The 17,457-nt window shown below is 56.9% G+C and carries 10 protein-coding genes, 1 pseudogene and 1 riboswitch; of the genes and pseudogenes, 3 read left to right on the top strand and 8 right to left on the bottom strand.

Features of this window, described 5'->3' with window-relative positions:
• Window positions 1-182: 182 nt before the first annotated feature.
• Window positions 183-1,535: an MFS transporter gene (locus tag FIV46_RS03715; RefSeq protein ID WP_139938498.1), complete on the bottom strand. Its 1,353-nt coding sequence runs from the start codon at window positions 1,533-1,535 to the stop codon at window positions 183-185.
• A 131-nt stretch (window positions 1,536-1,666) separates the two neighbouring features.
• A complete protein-coding gene (locus FIV46_RS03720) occupies window positions 1,667-2,446 on the bottom strand; it encodes an acyl-CoA thioesterase (protein WP_219845841.1) in 780 nt (259 codons plus the stop codon).
• A gap of 196 nt (window positions 2,447-2,642) precedes the next feature.
• A riboswitch (cobalamin riboswitch) is annotated at window positions 2,643-2,855 on the bottom strand.
• Window positions 2,856-2,998: 143 nt separating this feature from the next.
• Here FIV46_RS03720 and FIV46_RS03725 point away from each other — a divergent pair.
• Window positions 2,999-4,258 (top strand): valine--pyruvate transaminase, encoded by a 1,260-nt coding sequence (locus tag FIV46_RS03725; RefSeq protein WP_139938651.1) that lies wholly within the window; start codon window positions 2,999-3,001, stop codon window positions 4,256-4,258.
• 14 nt (window positions 4,259-4,272) lie between these two features.
• Here FIV46_RS03725 and FIV46_RS03730 read toward each other — a convergent pair whose 3' ends face one another.
• The 5 genes and pseudogenes from FIV46_RS03730 to FIV46_RS03750 all read right to left on the bottom strand — a co-directional run bounded on the left by FIV46_RS03730 (window position 4,273) and on the right by FIV46_RS03750 (window position 10,409).
• Entirely contained in the window at window positions 4,273-6,159 is a 1,887-nt protein-coding gene (locus FIV46_RS03730; RefSeq protein ID WP_139938500.1) for an AMP-binding protein, read from the bottom strand.
• A 127-nt stretch (window positions 6,160-6,286) separates the two neighbouring features.
• On the bottom strand, window positions 6,287-7,039 hold the full coding sequence (locus tag FIV46_RS03735; protein WP_139938502.1) for a tyrosine-protein phosphatase: 753 nt from the start codon (window positions 7,037-7,039) through the stop codon (window positions 6,287-6,289).
• Window positions 7,023-7,793: an enoyl-CoA hydratase/isomerase family protein gene (locus tag FIV46_RS03740; RefSeq protein WP_139938504.1), complete on the bottom strand. Its 771-nt coding sequence runs from the start codon at window positions 7,791-7,793 to the stop codon at window positions 7,023-7,025. The genes FIV46_RS03735 and FIV46_RS03740 overlap by 17 nt, the downstream gene beginning before the upstream one ends.
• A gap of 266 nt (window positions 7,794-8,059) precedes the next feature.
• A pseudogene (locus FIV46_RS03745) lies at window positions 8,060-9,317 on the bottom strand (gallate dioxygenase).
• 204 nt (window positions 9,318-9,521) lie between these two features.
• On the bottom strand, window positions 9,522-10,409 hold the full coding sequence (locus FIV46_RS03750) for a helix-turn-helix domain-containing protein (RefSeq protein WP_139938506.1): 888 nt from the start codon (window positions 10,407-10,409) through the stop codon (window positions 9,522-9,524).
• Window positions 10,410-10,661: 252 nt separating this feature from the next.
• On the opposite strand from FIV46_RS03750, the gene FIV46_RS03755 reads away from it, so the two are divergent.
• Together FIV46_RS03755 and FIV46_RS03760 are read left to right on the top strand one after the other, a co-directional pair.
• Window positions 10,662-13,076 (top strand): TonB-dependent receptor, encoded by a 2,415-nt coding sequence (locus FIV46_RS03755; protein ID WP_246056864.1) that lies wholly within the window; start codon window positions 10,662-10,664, stop codon window positions 13,074-13,076.
• Window positions 13,077-13,209: 133 nt separating this feature from the next.
• Window positions 13,210-14,523, top strand: coding sequence for an MFS transporter (locus FIV46_RS03760; RefSeq protein ID WP_139938510.1), 1,314 nt, complete (start codon window positions 13,210-13,212; stop codon window positions 14,521-14,523).
• Window positions 14,524-14,557: 34 nt separating this feature from the next.
• On the opposite strand, the gene FIV46_RS03765 is transcribed toward FIV46_RS03760, so the two are convergent.
• A complete protein-coding gene (locus FIV46_RS03765; protein WP_139938512.1) occupies window positions 14,558-17,389 on the bottom strand; it encodes a phosphoenolpyruvate carboxylase in 2,832 nt (943 codons plus the stop codon).
• Window positions 17,390-17,457: the final 68 nt, after the last annotated feature.

A 17,457-nucleotide genomic window follows, 5' to 3' on the forward strand; every position in this document is an offset into this window, starting at 1 on the left:
CTGTAAAAAATCCAGACACTTAACTTTCGCCATTCCCATTTCGGGACAGTTTTTCCACTATTCTGCAGAATAAATTCCATTTTATTTGGAAACACTCACGAAAATGTGAATTCACCGCAAAAAAAGCCTGTGAAAACTCACAGGCTTTTGTCACTTTTGAACTTATTTTGGAAAAAAATTATTCAGCCTGCCTCCCCCGTTCCGTTGCCGGGGGCAAGCCTTCCCAGGTAGCGAACTGACAGGAGGCAGACGAACAGCGGCAGGGTCATGGCGGCGAAGAACATCTCCGGGGTCCAGCCCATTTTGATCAGGTAGCCGGCAATGATCGGCCCGAGCATGGCGCCAAACCGGCCCATGCCGATACCCCAGCCGAGGCCGGTGTTGCGGACCCGGGCCTCATACATGACCACCGACATAGTGTAATGGCCGATGATGATCACCTGCAGGAAGAAACCGCACAGGAACAGGATGCCGAGCACCACCAGGATCGGACTGCCGATGGCGTAGCCGAACACGGTCATGAAGATGATAGCGCCGACCAGGAAAAACAGCAGCATCCGGTGCAGGCCGAGCCGCGGCGCCATCAGGCCCAGCAGCAGCATACCGAGTACGCCGCCCACATTGAAGATGGCGCCGGCGCCGATGCCTTCCCACAGGCTGCCGCCCTCGCTGACCACAATCTGCGGCAACCAGTTGATCATGAAATAATAGGTCACGAACACGCAGAAAAAACCGACCCACAGCATCAGGGTGGGAATGCGAACGGCCGGTTCCATCAGGGCCTTGAAACCCGCGGCGTGATCCTCATCCTCCGGCTTCAGGTCGGGCAGTCTGTCGATGGTTTCCTTGCCGAGGCGCGAAAGCACCCGGTTGACCTTGGCCAGTGCTTCCTTCGGCCGCTTGTGCAGCAGGAAGTCGATGGATTCCGGCAGCAGGAAAAATACCGGCAACATGGTAAGCACCGTGATCACGCCGCACACCTGGAACACGGCGCGCCAGCCATAGTCCGGGATAATCAGGCCGGCCAGGAAGCCGCCGATAAAGGAGCCGACCGGATAGCCCATGCCGACGATGCTGATGCTGAGCGCCCGGCGCTTGTCGGAACTATATTCCGCCGCCATGGTGCTGCTGCTGGCCAGCACGATACCGATGCCGAGGCCGGTGACAAACCGGGCGGCGATCATCTCATAGGGTGAGCCGGACAGGCTGGTCCAGAACAGGCCGACGGCAATGATCACCAGCGCAATGAGCAGCGATTTCTGCCGGCCGATCATATCGGCGAAGGGCGCCAGGAACAGGGCGCCGAGGGTCATGCCGGCCAGGCTGGCGGAAAAGACATAGCCCATGACGTCGGGCTCCACCTGCCAGTAGGCGGTGATGGCGGGCGCCGTATAGGCCAGGGCCAGAAGGTCAAGGCCGTCGAGGAAATTGAGGAAAAAGCAGATGGCCACAGCCATCACCTGGAACGGGGTCATATCCCCTTTGTTAATCACATCCCTTAGCGCGCTGTTACTCTCGGTTACCGGTGTACTCATCTGTCCTTGTCCCTTTATCTGTGCAACCCTTTGTTTTATGGAAAAGCACCCTAGCCCAATTTAAAAAATTTTCCCAGAAAATATTCCCGGCCGGTTGAGCGGCGCCGGATTTCCGGCGCCGTCTGTTCCAGTTAGTCTCCGTTATCCTCCCCCCGGTGCGGTGAACTTAAGGCCACCATGGTGAAAGTCCCGCTGCCGCAGAGCCTGCGCTCATCGGCATGAAGGTTTTCCGCCCACAGTTCCACCACCACCCGGATCGAACGCTCACCGGTGCCGATGATACGGGGCACGGTGATCATCACCTCCCCGTTCTGGATCTGGCTGGTGAAATCCACCCGGTGGGTGCCGGCCAGGACCACGGTCCTGCGGCAATGACGGGAGGCGGCGATAAAGGCCGCCTTGCCCATGGCCGCCAGCGCATTGCCGCCGTAAAGGCTGCCGTAATGGCTGGTCTTTTCCGGAAAAACAATTTCCGCCAGCGCCGTTGTCTGCCCCGGGACAGGAGCGGCCGGCTCGGCCATGGGCGGCAGAACGCCACCAATCCGGGCCAGGTGCGGACCGACCGCCACCATGTTGAAGATGCCGCGACTGCAGTGGCGACGCTCGCCGCTCAGCGGCCCTTCGGCGACCATATCCACCTCCACCGACAGGGACCGCCGCCCGACCCGGACGATTTTCCCCACCAGTTCGACAATGTCGCCGACATTCACCGGCGCTTCGAAATCAATATGCTCGCAGGAGGCAGTGACGAAATCCACCCGGCCGTGACGCGCCGCGGCGATGAAGGCGACCTTGTCCATTTGGGCCAGGCCGATTCCGCCAAACAGGGTCCCATGATGGTTGGCGTCACCGGGAAATACCACATCCGCCATGCGGGTCGGATTGACAAGTGCAGGATGGTTCGGGGTCATGACCGCGCCTCCCTGCTTCGATAAAAACGCAGCCGCACGGGGCCGCCACTCAGGATCAATTTCAGGTTATTTAATTCAGGCATTGGACTTATTCCCTTGTTAACAGGGGGCAAAGGCCTGGAAGAAACATGCAGAACGGCCGTCCCGGAACCGGGACGGAACAAATGCAGCTCTCCACCGGGGCACCCCGCCCGAGGACGATTACAAGGTCGCGGCAGGTCTCCTGGCTCGCAGGTCGGCACCGTGATCCTGCCTTCCCGAAACCGGATGGTTCCAGTGGCATTGATGAATAACGGCTCGCTGCTTACAGTTGCGGGGGCAGCTCCGGCATTGTCCCATGAACGCACCGGATTCCCTCTTAGCTCCTTCCCCGTTCAGGGGAGAAGAACCAACGACGGGGAGAAGATGACGTCTAAAGAGATCAGTGTCAATTTTTATATTGCAGTTGCGAAACAGCTTATGAAAGCCATTCCCGGCTTTTTCGGCATGGCCTTGCCAGATAATTTGCGCTATACCGCTTTCAGCCACCAAACAGATTACAAGGTCGTAACAGTGAAACTTTCCGCCTTTGGTCAAAAATTCGCCGGCCAGTCCGGTATCGTCAGCCTGATGGAAGATCTGGGCACCGCGCTTAGCGACAACCCGGATATCCTGTTTATGGGCGGCGGCAATCCCGCCCGCATCAAGCCTGTGGAGGATATTTTCCGCCAGCGGCTGCAGGCCATCCTCGACGATCCGGACAAATGCCACGGCCTCTTGGGCACCTACCAGGCGCACCAAGGCGACAAGGCCTTCATGGAACAGGTCGCCGACTTCCTCAATCGCCAGTTCGGCTGGAACCTCAGCTGGCGCAATATTGCCGTATCCAACGGCAGTCAGCCGGCCTTCTTCGTGCTCTACAACATGTTTGCCGGGCAAATGGCCGACGGCAGCCAGCGCACCATTCACCTGCCGCTGGCCCCGGAATATCTCGGCTATGCCGACGCCGGCCTGAGCGACGACTTTTATACCGCCACCCGGCCGACCATTGAATATCTCGACGACAACCTGTTCAAATATCATGTGGATTTTTCCAAGCTCAAGCTGGGTGACAGCACTGGCGCCTTGTGTGTGTCGCGCCCCACCAATCCGACCGGCAATGTGCTGACCGATGACGAGGTGGAGCATCTGGATGCCATGGCCAAGGCAGCCGATATTCCTTTGATTATCGACGGCGCCTACGGCCTGCCCTTCCCCGGCATCATCTTCACCGACGCCAGGCCCCTGTGGAACGACAATATCGTCCTCATGCTGAGCCTGTCCAAGCTTGGCCTGCCCGGAGCGCGGACCGGCATCATTGTCGCGCGGGAGGAAATCATCAACGCCTTCGCCAACGCCACCACCATTGTCAATCTCAGCTGCGGCACCCTGGGCCCGGCGCTGATGAAGGGTTTCTTCGAGGGGGACGAGTTCCTGGATATGTGCCGGACCCATATCACCCCCTTCTACCGGGACCGCGCCATGGCTGCGACACAATGGTGCCGGGAGGATATGCAGGGCCTGCCGTTCCATATCCACAAGCCGGAAGGGGCCATTTTCCTATGGCTGTGGTTCGAGGGTCTGCCCATCACCAGCCAGGAGCTATACGAACGGCTCAAAACGCGCGGCGTGCTGATCATCCCGGGACAGAATTTCTTTGTCGGCCTCAGGGACGACTGGCGGCACAAGCATGAATGCATCCGCATGTCCTATGCCCAGGACGAGAAAACCGTGCGCGAAGGCATCCGCATCATCGCCGAGGAAGTGCGCTCACTCTACGAAACCGAGGCCTAGGATACCCAAAGCATTTACTGCGGGTATCCTTCGGCGCCAAGCGCCTGTTCGATTTCATCGAGAATGGTGTGATCATCAATGGTGGCGGGCGGCGTAAACTCCTCGCCGTTGGCCATGGACCGCATGGTGCCCCTGAGGATCTTGCCGGAGCGGGTCTTGGGCAGGCGCTTGACCGCAATCACATGCTTCAGGGCCGCCACCGGGCCGATCTCGTGGCGCACGCTGGCGATCAGTTCCTTTTCGATCGTCTCGGCCTCGCCCTCGGCATCGGCGAACAGCACGACGAAGGCCACCGGCAGGGCGCCCTTGATTGCGTCATTGACCCCGATCACCGCGCATTCCGCCACCTGGGCGTGATTGCTGATCACTTCCTCCATCGCCCCGGTCGAGAGCCGGTGACCGGCCACATTGATCAGGTCGTCAGTCCGGCTCATGATCGAGATATAGCCCTCGTCGTCAATAAAGCCCGCATCGCCGGTGCTGTAATAGCCCGGATGCTGGGTCAGGTAGGATTTCCTGAACCCTTCCTCATTGTGCCACAGCGTCGGCAGGCAACCCGGCGGCAGCGGCAGCCTGATCGCCAGGTCGCCGATCTCGCCTGGTTTCAGTTCCTCATGCCATTTGTTCAACACATGGAAGTCATAGCCCGGCACCGCCAGGCCCGCACTGCCCGGCTTGACAGGCTTCAGCCCCGCCCCGGCGAAGTTACCGATCGCCGGCCAGCCGGTCTCGGTCTGCCACCAGTGGTCGATCACCGGCACGTCGAGCAGCTTGTGCGCCCAGATCAGGCTGTCCGGGTCGGCCCGTTCCCCAGCCAGGAACAGATGGGTCAGCGACGAGACGTCATATTTTTCCTTGTACGACCCCGCCGGATCTTCCTTCTTGATGGCGCGAAGCGCGGTCGGGGCGGTGAACAACACCTTGACCTTATGGTCCTCGATCACCCGCCAGAAGGCCCCCGGATCCGGGGTGCCGATCGGTTTGCCCTCATAAAGGATGGTAGTGCAGCCCACCAGCAGCGGGGCATAGACGATATAGCTGTGGCCCACGACCCAGCCGATATCGGAGGCCGCCCAATAGGTCTCGCCTGCCTGCATGCCGTAGATCTGTTCCATGCTCCAGGAAAGAGCCGTGAGGTAGCCGCCCACATCCCGCACCACACCCTTGGGCACCCCGGTGGTGCCGGAGGTATAGAGGACATAGAGCGGATCAGTGGCATTGGTGACCACACAATCAGCCGGCTCTGCACCCTCTGTAAACTGCCGCCAGTCGGCGTCGCCCTCTTTCAGCTCAGCTTCATGTTCCGGGCGCTGCAGGATCACGCATTGTTCCGGCTTGTGGGCGGAAAGTTGCAGCGCTTCCTCCAGCAGCGGCTTGTAAGCCACCACCCGCCCCGGCTCGAGCCCGCAGGAGGCGGACAGCACCAGCTTTGGTGTGGCATCGTCAATCCGCTTGGCCAGTTCGCGCGCCGCAAAGCCGCCGAACACTACTGAATGGACCGCGCCGATGCGGCAACAGGCCAGCATGGCGAACACCGCTTCCGGCACCATGGGCATGTAGATCACGACCCGGTCACCCTTCTCCACCCCGGCGCGCCGGAATGCGCCGGCCAGGCGCGACACCTCCTCCAGCAGGTCGTCATAGCTGTAGCTTCTGACCCCGCCGGTCATCGGGCTGTCATAGACCAGTGCCGCCTGGTCGCCGCGCCCCGCCTTCACATGACGGTCGATCAGGTTATGGCAGGCGCTTAAGGTACCATCGGCAAACCAGCGATAGATATCGTCATTTTGCTGCAGGATGCGGGTCGGAAATGTGTCCCAGGCGAGCTGTTCCGCCGCCTCTTTCCAGAAATCTTCCGGCGAGGCGCGCCAGCTTGAGATCAGTTGTTCGTAGTTTGACATGGTCCAAAGTCTCCTGAATAAACACATAGGCCCTGAAAGTAACAAGGGGAATCGGGCTCTCTTTTGTAACGGGATTCTACGCCATGAAAGTGAAAACGCATATTAGACATGGGGCTAATGAATAATGCTATTCCAGCAGGAGCCGGGCAAGGGCGTCACGCTTTGCATCATCTATCCCTGCGCCGGCAAAATAGGCCTCCAGCGATCCCGACAGTTCATCAATGGCTTCGAAGGCGGCCGCCAGATAGTCCGGCTCAACGCCAATGATTGGCATCAGCACTTCGTCCGCCGGCTCAAAACCGAGCCGGCGCTGGAAGCCGCCGCGGATAATATCGAGATTGGCGGGATTTTGGCCGAAACGGGCGGACTGCATATAGTCGTGCATAATGTCCGCCTCTTGCGCATTGATCATCCTCAGCAGCAAAGCGACCAGAACCCCGGTCCGGTCCTTGCCCGCAGCACAATGAATAAGCGCCGGCAGAGTGCCGCCGACCAGCAAGTCTGTAAATTCCCGAAGATGAGGCTGCAGTGCAGCCGGAATAACCTGGTAATTGTAGATCATCGCTTCGCGGGCACCCTGGACCGTGGGATTTTCCATCAGTTTCTCCCAGCCCCCGTTTTGTTTGTTCCGCAAATCAGCAAGTACATCCAGGCTCAAAAACCGGGCCTGTTCTGCCCAGTCATTGGGTTTGGTTCGCTGTTCTTCTTCTGACCTCAGGTCACAGACCAGCCTGATGCCCAGATCCGCCAGTTCGGCATGGTGGAGTTCGTTGAAACTGGCCGGTCCCTCCGAACGATAAACCAGCCCGTGGCGCATCTTGCCGCCCGGCGCCGCAATGCCGCCGAGATCGCGAAAATTGAGCTTACCAAGTGCTTTCATCGTTTTTTTCCTTCCCGGCCCGGACAGAACGGATCAGCTCCGCAAACCCCGGTCCGTGTCCTTCACTGTGATGCAGCTCCCAGGCATTGCCGGCGGCGAGGCTCATACCGTCAGTATCCTGCAACAGTTTCTTGATCGCCCGGTTGGAGCGGCGGCTGTTGGCCAGAATATCGGCGCACAGGGCTTCAACCTCGCTATCCAGTTCCTCCTCGGGCACGGCGAGGTTGGCCAAGCCCATTTTCACCGCCTCTGCCCCCGAATAGGTCCGCGAGGCAAATATCATTTCTTTCGCCTTTGCCATGCCGACCCGGCGCGGCAGGCGCTGACTCAGTCCCCAGATCGGCACCAGGTCGAATTTCGCATGGGTGTCGGCGAAACGGGCATTTTCCGCGGCCACGATAATATCGGCGGCCAGCACCAGCTCCAGCCCGCCAGTATAACAGTGGCCGCGCACGCTGGCCACCACCGGAAACGGCAGGGTCGCCAGACGTTCCACCAGACCGTTTTCTATGCGCTCCGTCTGGCCGCCTTCGTCCCCGGACGCCAGGTCATCGAGGTCATGGCCCGCACAGAAACTGCGCCCGGCGCCGCTGAGCAGCAGGCAGCCGACCCTATTATAGTCCAGGGTGTCGAGATGGGCGGCAATTTCCTCGAATATATGAACATTCAAGGCGTTGAGTTTGTCCGGCCGGTTAAGCGTCAGGCGGCACAGGCCATCCTCAAGCGTACAAATGATTGATTGCTGTCCCGTCATAAAGCATCCTTCTTATATATTAGTATATTACTTTACGTCCGACAGGATATTTTTTGCAACCGCTATGTGACAACCGTATAAAAAGAGGAGACATTGTCCCCATGGGAGTGTGGACAATATCTCCCGACACTACATAACCCCTGTTGTGAAAGGCGAGTGTCAAAGTTTAACTGTGAGTCTTCCCCCAATATAAATCGGGACTGAACCCGAAAAAAATGCAGGAGGGTGGGCTTACCCCCACCCTCGCAAAATCAAGCAGCCTTTGCCTATACCTTGGTGCCGACGGAATAAACCGCGCCCGGTTTGTTGCGGGTCGCCAGCAGTTCTTCCAGCGTTTGCTTGCGCATGGCCGCATAAACATCCAGGTTGGACAGCCCCAGCACGGCCGCGAATTTTTCCAGCCCGAAGAAAATTGCCCCGGCATCAATCAGACCATGCCAGTCGCGGTTCCGGACCAGGTCCTTCTCCTTGTCCGTCAGGTTTGACTCGCTGAGTACCGCCTCTTCATCGGCCAGCAGCCGTTCCCGGAAGTCAGGCTCGATCAGGGAACGGAAGAATTTGTTGAGCTCGTAGTGATCCACACTGACCTGGAGATCAAACGGATAGGAATTCGGCGGCGCCAGTTCCGGTGCATTAGCCGGACAGCGTTCGACTTCCACAACCGGATAGTTTTCCAGCAACAGGGTCGCAATGCCGGTCATGGACGGCAGATAATAAGAGCGAGACAGTTCCTTCACGTTGGCGGAAAGTGCTGCGCGCATGATCAGCCACATGACGATTTCCGACCCTTCCCAGCCGCCGAGATAAGCATAATCGGCCTGTGTCAGGTTCAGCAGGACTTCGGGGTCATTGACCAGCAGGTCCATGAACTGCTGGTCCCATTCCTCGTTGTTAAAGCCGTTGCGTTCGCCGTGCACCTGGTGGGACAGGCCTCCGGTGCCGATGATGGCCACATTGATATCCTCGGGATAGCTTTCAATGGCGCGACGGAGTGCCCGGCCGAATTTCCAGCACCGCCGCGGCGTCGGTACCGGATTCTGCAATACGCCGACCTGCAGCGGCACCATGGAAATCGGCCAGCCGTCCCTAGGGTCGAACAGCACCCTGAGCGGTGAAAAACACCCGTGATCCAGCGGACGGTGATGAAAAAAGGAAAGGTCGAATTCCTCCTGCATCATGCTTTCGCCGATGTGCTTGGCAAAGTCCGTATTGCCGGGGATCGGCTGGATCTTCTGCGGTCCGCCGCCTTCATCCGCCCCCTTGTGCTCCGCCCCTACCCCCAGGGCAAAGGCCGAATAGTGATCCCAGGGCAAAGGCCGAATAGTGATCAAAGAAGAAAGAGGTGATATGGTCGTTATAGATGGTAAAAATGACATCCACCTGCTTTTCCTCGAGCCATTTCTTGAGGGGCTCATAAGCCTCGAAGATGGGTGCCCAGTCAGAATCCTGCTGCTTGTTGGTATCATAGGCAAATCCAATAGTTGGTGTATGCGAAGTACCGATACCGCCGACAATCCTGGCCATGGTTGGAGTCTCCCGTTTAGTTCTATTGCACTTAATTTCATTGACGGGTGCGGCCTCTGTTTTTTTTGAATAGCCACACACAATGAAAGACCCGTGCAAAATGGCACCTGTGGCCAAGACGGGCAATGACACAAACTTGATAATTATTGGACTTTGTTTGCAGTTTCCGGATGAACTGCATTTTCATTCTGCGCAAATGCAGACCTAGACGGCAACTTCCTTGCGATAGTCCGCGGGAGACTTGCCGGTATTCCTTTTGAAGTAGCGGGAAAAATAAGCGGGGTCGTCAAAGCCGAGAAAATGGCCGATCTGGGCACAGGTCAGCGAGGTATAGACCAGCGAGCGTTTTGCCTCGAGGATCACGCGGTTGGTGATCACTTTTTTCGGCGGCATGCCGATGACACTGTTGCTGACCCGGATCAGTTTTGCTTCCGATATGCCAAGCAGCGAGGCATAGAATTCGTTGCCCTGATGCTCCGTATAATGTTCGTCAACGGCTTCGATAAAGCGCGAAGCGATGGCCGCTTCCGAGCCTCCCTTGTCAATTGTACTACCGAGAAAAAAGGATTTGGTTCGCGCCAGCTTCACCAGGATCTGTGATGTCAGGGCATGAAGGGCCTGCAGGCCTCCCGGCTTGCTGTTGTGGAATTCCTGGGCCATTTCTTCAAACACCCTGTCAATCTCTTCCGACTGGCCGGGAGTGAGATCGCGGGAGATCACGAACGGCCCCTTGAACCTGGCCTGCAAATCCGGAGAATGGGAAAGAAAACTGTCGAATGCCGTATCAAGGATGGTCAGCACGTGGCCATCGGAGTTTTCCTTATACTTGAACCCATGTACTGTCATGGGGGGCACAAAAACGAGGATCGGCGCCACACATTTGGTTTCACGGCCGTCAATGGACGTCACGACTTCCCCTTTGGTCAGCATGAAAATCTGATAGAGGGAATCATGGCGATGTGGGGCGATATTCCAGCCGTACAGGTTGCTGCGATTGAATAATTCGTCATAGTGCATTGGCTCGGGAATATCCCAGCCGGTCTCTTCACCGTAGGGCGCCAGTGCAAAGTTCGGAATAGTCTCCTTTAACATTTTTCTATGTCATCCCTGAGTATTTTTGGCTTTTTTCTTAGTTTTTAAGCCCCTCTCCCTCCTTATATGAAAAACACATCATATCAAGCAGAAACCAATATTTTGTAAAGAAAGTGCAATTTTCTGTCTGCTAAGTCCATTGCTGCAAACGCTTGTGGCCGGTTATTCACTAGCTTAGCAGGCGGTATTGGGAAGATTGATTACCGTTTGCACACACCGAAAACATAAATAGGGAGAAGGCAAGTGAAGAATATGTTGCTCATGAGCACATCGCTCAGTCTATCACTTTTTCTACTAACTCCTGTTCAGGCTCAGGAAGCAGCGGAACAGGACAGTTTCAAGGGTTTTGAAATCGAGGAAATCTCGGTAACCGCCCGTAAAGTAACGGAAAACATGCAAGACGTTCCGGTTGCCGTGACCGCCTTTACCGGCGACGCACTGGAAAGACGTCAAATTAACACAACCACAGACATTGGCAAAATCACGCCAAACCTGGAGTTTACCAACAACGCGCCGCTGGCCGGCAACCCCAACTCATCTATCATTTTCATCCGTGGTATCGGCCAGGTATCCCCGCGCGCCAACTCTGACCCGGGTGTCGGCCTGTATATTGATGACGTTTACATGGGCCAGTCTGTCGGCGGCACCATGGAGTTCCGTGATATTGCAGGCGTACAAGTCCTGCGCGGCCCGCAGGGTACCCTATTCGGCCGTAACACCATCGGTGGCGCCGTTTTGCTGAGCACCAAGGAACCCGGAGAAGAGTTTGGCGGCACCGTCAAGACCCGGGTTGGCACTGACAACCTGCGTCAGATTTTTGCTGGTGTGGACGTGCCGATCACCGATGAACTCAAAACCCGTTTCACCATGGGTCACAAATCACAGGACGGCTATGTCACCCGACTGTATGACGGCACAAAACTGGGTGATACCAACAACACCACCATCACCGCCAAGGCGGTTTATACACCGTCTGATAATTTTACGATCAAGCTGAACTTTGATCATACTCAGACCGATGAAAACGGTGCCCCTCTGGTATTTGCTGCTTACGGCAACAACACTGATCCTACAGTTGCCCAAAGCGCTGCTTTCTTTGGCGCAATCCAGAGCATTGCCGCCGGATGTACCGACGCTTACTTTGTTGGCGGCGGTGGTCCCGGTGCCGTTGTCTCCTACGCCCCCGGTTTCGACACCTCCATTTTTGACAGTGTCGATTTCATCGCCTGGGATGCCGGCGCCGGCGCCTATGTGAAAACGGTTGGCGGTCCGCCGCTGGGTTACACCGCGGAAAACACCGACTCCCGTTGCGCCAACAACCAGTGGAATGCCGGCCCCTACGCCAACAACGGCACCGGACCGGTGGGAAGCTCCATGGAAAACTGGGGCGTGTCTCTGAACATGGCTTACGACATGTCAGATGCAGTCACCCTGAAATCCATCACTTCTTACCGTGAACTCAACTGGACCGGTAAACGTGACGCTGATAACACACCGTTCACCATTCTGCATACCGACTATGACAGCAGTGGTGATCAGTTCAGCCAGGAGCTGCAAGCCACCTATAGCAGCGACATAATGAAAGGCGTTGTCGGACTGTTTTACTATGAAGAAGAAGTTGTCGACATCCTGACCGTAGCCTTGGGCGAAAGGGAGTCTCTGGATAGTGACAACAATACGGTGCAGAACGATGCCTGGGCCGCCTTTACCCAGTGGACCTACGACATCACCGACAAACTGAGCCTTACCGGTGGCATCCGTTACACCGAAGAGAACAAGGGCTCCATTCCGGACCAGTTCGACTATGCTGATCCGGACGCCAAGTATCTTGAAGTAAAGCTGTATGAAGAAAAATACACCGCAACAACCTTCTCCGGCAGCATCGATTACCGGTTCAATGACAACTTCATGGTTTACGCCAGCTACTCAGAAGGCTTCAAAGGCGGCGGCTGGAACAGCTCCTTCAACGTACCGCAGTCCGCAGAAGCCCTGGAAAACTTCCATCAGTTTGATGAAGAACGCGCCAAAACCATTGAGGTCGGCTTCAAGTCAGATCTGCTGGATAATACCCTGCGTCTGAATGCGGCAGCCTTCTTCACCGACTATACCGACCTCCAGTTCGTGTTCCGTGCCGGTCCGGCGCCTTACCTGCTGAATGCGGGTAAAGCTTCGATCAACGGTTTCGAAGCTGAACTGACCTGGGTTCCCAGCGAAAACTGGATCATCGAAGCCGGTATCGGTTACCTGGATGACAGCATCGATGAAGTGGTTGACCTCAGCGGACTGGGCGTTTCCACACCGATCTCGACGGATAACTCCCTGCCCTTTACGCCTGAAATCCAGGCCAACCTGGGCATCGGATACACCAACTACATCGGTAATCTGGAAGTCTCTCCCCGTGTTGATATCTCCTATCGCGACCAGACTTTCTTCGATACGGCCAACACAGTTGAGATCGCCCAGATGGACGGTGTAACCACTATTGACGCCTCTATCGCGGTCCAGCCGCAGGACGGCAACTGGCAACTGGTGTTCTCCATGAACAACCTGACTGATGAGGTCTACCCGGTCTCAGGTAACTCCTCCCTGACCACAGGCAGTGGTTATGCCGAGGCCGCTTACGCCCGCAAGCGTCAGTGGTTCCTGAGCCTCAACTACGACTTCTAATCCAAGCCGTGACTAGAGCAGGCAGGTTTCGACCTGCCTGCTTTTTTGCTGCCTTTTTTCAATCAAAGACGTTATGACGACGAATGAATATTTATCCGCCAAAATGCGGAATGGCAATTGAGAGTAGACGAAAATGAGCGAAGCAAACATTATCAGAGAGCGTATCGACAACGGTCCCGTCACCCCGACCATGCTGCTGGTGGTCGGCATTGGGTTTATGCTGAGCCTGGTTGATGGTTTTGACGTCATTGCCATGTCTGTGTCAGCTCCTTACCTGAGTAGCGAATGGGGAGTGACAAGAGCCGAACTCGGGCCGATTTTCTCGGCCGCCCTGATCGGTATGGCACTCGGTGCAGCGACCCTCGCTCCCTTCGCCGACAAATACGGCCGCCGGTTCATTCTGCTGCTCGCCACTCTCGTTATCGGTATTTCCATGATCGTGACCGGCCTGCTGCCAAAATCCATTCTGCTCTTGGTGATCGTGCGCTTTATCGCCGGACTTGGAGTGGGTGTAATCTTTGCCAATGCAGCCACGATCGCTTCGGAATTTGCCCCGGCGCGCTACAAACATATTGCCGTCACCACAGCCATCATGGGCTATGCCTCCGGCGCTACCGTCGTGGGCCCGGTGGCCAATATGATCATCCCGACCCAGGGATGGGAAATGGTCTTCATTTACGGCGGTATCGCCACCCTGGCCATGGGCGCTTTCATTCACCTGACCATGCCGGAATCTGTGGATTACCTGGCGTCCCGGCCCGACAACAGGGATGCCAACCTGCTGAAAATAAATAAAATACTCGCACGCCTGAAACGGGAGCCGATCGCCGCGCTGCCCGCACATCCGGAAACGCCGCATCTCAAGGCCGCCAGTGTTAAAAGTATCCTCAATGAGGAATTCCGGGGACAGACCCTGGCGCTGTGGACCACCTATTTCATGGGCTTCATGACCCTCTACTTCCTGCTGTCCTGGATCCCGACCTTGTTTGTGGACAGCGGCTACGAACGCTCCGCCGGCATTGATGCGCTCAGTTATTTCAATCTTGGCGCTGTGGTCGGTATTATCGCCATCGGCCTGATCGCCACCAAGATCAAACTGGCCAAGCCGATCGCACTGTTCTTTCTCGGCGGCGCCCTGTTTCTGATCTACATTTATGTTGGTCATCCGAAGGCCCTGTTCGCCCTCAATGTCCTGATCTTCATTGTCGGCTTCCTGCTGCAGGGAGCCTTCACGGCTCTTTATGCCCTTGCGGCGCATATCTATCCGACAAAAGTCAGGGCCACCGGCGTTGGCTGGGGTGCCGGCCTCGGTCGGGTCGGCGCCATCGTCGCCCCGGTGATCGCCGGGCTGTTGACATCAACAGGCTGGACCATGCACGACCTGTTTCTGCTGTTTTCGGTTCCGCTGATTGTTGCCGCGGCCATGGTCGCCCGCTTCAAGGTCTGACGGATAAGATTGAGCGAGGTTCCCTGAGCCTCACTCAGCCCAGGGCGCCGACAAAACCGGTAAGGGCCTGGGAAATCTGCCGCACCAGGCTGTAAGTCTCGCCGATTTCATCAAAAATCTCGCGATTTTCATACTCGTAGCCGTGGGCATTGTCGCCCTTATAGGTGATTTTCTCGGGATTGAGCGGATCGATGTCGTAATCCCCCTCGAGCGGGAAAATTTCCCGCAACAATTCCAGCGTCGGTTCGACCTGGAACCTGAGAATCCCCAGCACCAGGTCATCCACACTATGGCCCTTGTGATCCCGGAACCGGGGAATTCGGGTGATCAGAAGGAATATCTTCTGCACCAGCGTCATGCGCAGGACATGCAGCAGGATGTATGAAGTCCGCTCCTCCTCTCCTCGCTCGTAGGGCAGCGGCGGCATCTCCCGGTCGGCAATGGCGTCACGCAGATACATCAGGTCTTCCCGCAGCGTCAGCTCGATCCGGTTCAGGCCTTCGTAAACTCCGTGAGTTTCCAGCATCTTGGCCAGGCGCAGCATCCGGTCGTGATCATGGCTCTCCTCTTCATAGCGTGCGGAATGCATCCAGTAGCGCGGACGGAACAGCGAGGTGTAGGCGCCCAGGAAATCCTCGTCACTCAGATCCAGAGCCGTCAGCACCAGAGTCATGAGGTGGCGCAGGCGGGGAGACTGATCGTACATTTTCCAGAAACCGTGATCGTCCTGGAAGATCGCAGCACCGACGCCACCGACACTGTTGGCCAGGCAGCCCAGCTGATGGAGCAGCATATTGTTGGGGATCGCCCGTACCTGGGACAGTTTTTCCAGCGGACGGCTGACCACGCCTTCGTCCTGGCGGAGCGTCATACGCGAACCAGACGGATAGCTAATGTCGGTCCCCAGCAGGGAGATCAGCTGTAAAAAATCCCGGTTGGCGGATATCTCGTTATTGAAGCCTTTCACCGTCATGAAAAAATCCAGCGACCAGTCGGTATTTTCATAGAAGGGGTCCACCACTTCCTCGACTGGCGCCAGCAGGTTTTCCATGATGCGGGTGACGGTCGCCAGCGCCAGCCCCGGGGTTTGCAGCCAGAGATAGCCGTCCCCGCCCTGCAGGCTGATTTCCTGTTTATAGGCAATCGCCCGCTCCGCGATCAGCCGGCGGGCTTCCGGTGAATGATAATAGTCCAGCCGCGCACCGAATCCGCCCGGATGCGCCCCGCGTCCCAGGCTTTCGCCCCCGGTATCGAAAATGACCAGTTCCACATCCTCAAGGTCGAACTTGTCCCACAATTTGATCAGCTTGATGCGCAGCCGTTCGATCGCCAGCCCTGCAGCCACCTGGCCGAGATAGCGCCCGGCATCGGAATAGCCGGCCTGTACGCACAGCCTTTTCCTTTTTTTGACATAGGCGAAATAATGCGGGTTTTCCAGCAGTTCCTCAATCACCTCCGCCCCCCGCGCCAGCGCCAGGTCGGTCTCGAACAGCGGCGAGATATCCACCTTGTGGTCGACGCCGAACATGCGGGCGTAACAGAGCGCCGCGAGAACCGTGAAGGGGGTATCGCTTTCGGCGATCAGGAAGCGGATCGGCGTTTCCGGATCGATATATTTGAGAATCTGGGCAATAATCATAAACAGCCGCCGGGCCGTGGTTTGTTCATGCAGAATGGACTCATAACCGATGGTACGGCTCTGCATATGATCCAGCAGTTTGCTGGCGGCCTTCATATAACGCCGCCGCCCCGTCGGGTCATCAGGGTCTTTTTCCAGCGCCACCAGGGGACGGATGGCGTTGTGAAGCTGAACCGAATTGAGCCGGAAATGGATATGGGAGACCCCGGTGCGGAAATTGTTCAGCAGTCCCCGGAACACGATCAGACCAGCAACCTGCGCTTCGTCCTTTTCTTTCGCTATCAGCTTATCGAGCTGGCTCAGAATGTGCGGTAAAATGCTTTCCGTTTCCGCCCGGCTTTCCACGATATAACGCGCGAAGGAACGGACGGCGTCAGTCGTGTCCGGCACCGGGGTGAGCCGTGCGACATCCTCGGCGAAAATCTCTGCCACCCGGTCGAGAAGCCCGGTGACAACTTCCTCCCCTTCCGGCCTTATTTTGTTCCAGCGCGTCACATATTCCTGACACTGCAGAGACGCCATCCGGTGGCGGAAGCTGACGCTGGTCATCCAGGTAATGTCATCGCGGCCATCCACATCGAACCCCACCCAGCTGGCGGCGGTGATCAGTTTCAGGTCAATTTTCTTCCAGTCTTCTGGGAACAACTCCCGGGCGGCACCGGCCGCTTCTTCATACAGGATAGCGGTGGCCCGCTGCAGGTTGAGAAGCGCTTTTTCCGCCTGGTCGAATTCATATTCAAGCGACAGGTTCTGATCAGGTCGGCCGTTGCAGGCGCCCGCCGTGTCCCGGGCCCGTGCCTCGGTCACAGAACCGTCAATTAAACCGGCGATCAGGCTGTACTGTTCGTGGCTGAAGCCGAAAGTGGGATGTCCCGTTACGACAATACCGGCGATCTCCCGGCCCACCAGCGCCTGATATGCGTCGAAATCCAGTCCCGTACCGGCCTGCAAAAAACAACGACGTAATAGCGCCCGGTTTTCCTGTTCCCCGGTTTCCTTGAGATAGGCTTTCGACCGTCGGCCGCGACTGACCAGTCCCTGAGCGGAAAGCTCCGCTACAAGCCCGGAAATACTGTCCATAGAGGCCTCGCCTGACTTCATTTGCGTCAGAAGGCGATATGACAGTTGCTGGTAAGGATTCACCAATGGCGTTTCACTGGAAAGCCGGAGACACTCTTCCAGCTCCCCAGTGATGTCGCGCAAAATATTTTTTGAATTATTATTCATATTCAATACTTTATATTATTTTCTTAAACTATTTTATGATTATGAGCAGTCCCGTCTCCCCTGGAGAC

The organism is Emcibacter nanhaiensis (genome assembly GCF_006385175.1).
GTDB classification, from domain to species: Bacteria; Pseudomonadota; Alphaproteobacteria; order Sphingomonadales; family Emcibacteraceae; genus Emcibacter; species Emcibacter nanhaiensis.

Excerpts from the sequence above, each read along its gene's own strand:
- FIV46_RS03715 (WP_139938498.1), bottom strand. The coding sequence starts at position 1,535 with ATGAGTACACCGGTAACCGAGAGTAACAGCGCGCTAAGGGATGTGATT.
- FIV46_RS03720 (WP_219845841.1), bottom strand. The coding sequence starts at position 2,446 with ATGACCCCGAACCATCCTGCACTTGTCAATCCGACCCGCATGGCGGAT.
- FIV46_RS03730 (WP_139938500.1), bottom strand. The coding sequence starts at position 6,159 with ATGTCAAACTACGAACAACTGATCTCAAGCTGGCGCGCCTCGCCGGAA.
- FIV46_RS03735 (WP_139938502.1), bottom strand. The coding sequence starts at position 7,039 with ATGAAAGCACTTGGTAAGCTCAATTTTCGCGATCTCGGCGGCATTGCG.
- FIV46_RS03740 (WP_139938504.1), bottom strand. The coding sequence starts at position 7,793 with ATGACGGGACAGCAATCAATCATTTGTACGCTTGAGGATGGCCTGTGC.
- FIV46_RS03750 (WP_139938506.1), bottom strand. The coding sequence starts at position 10,409 with ATGTTAAAGGAGACTATTCCGAACTTTGCACTGGCGCCCTACGGTGAA.
- FIV46_RS03755 (WP_246056864.1), top strand. The coding sequence starts at position 10,662 with ATGTTGCTCATGAGCACATCGCTCAGTCTATCACTTTTTCTACTAACT.
- FIV46_RS03760 (WP_139938510.1), top strand. The coding sequence starts at position 13,210 with ATGAGCGAAGCAAACATTATCAGAGAGCGTATCGACAACGGTCCCGTC.
- FIV46_RS03765 (WP_139938512.1), bottom strand. The coding sequence starts at position 17,389 with ATGAATAATAATTCAAAAAATATTTTGCGCGACATCACTGGGGAGCTG.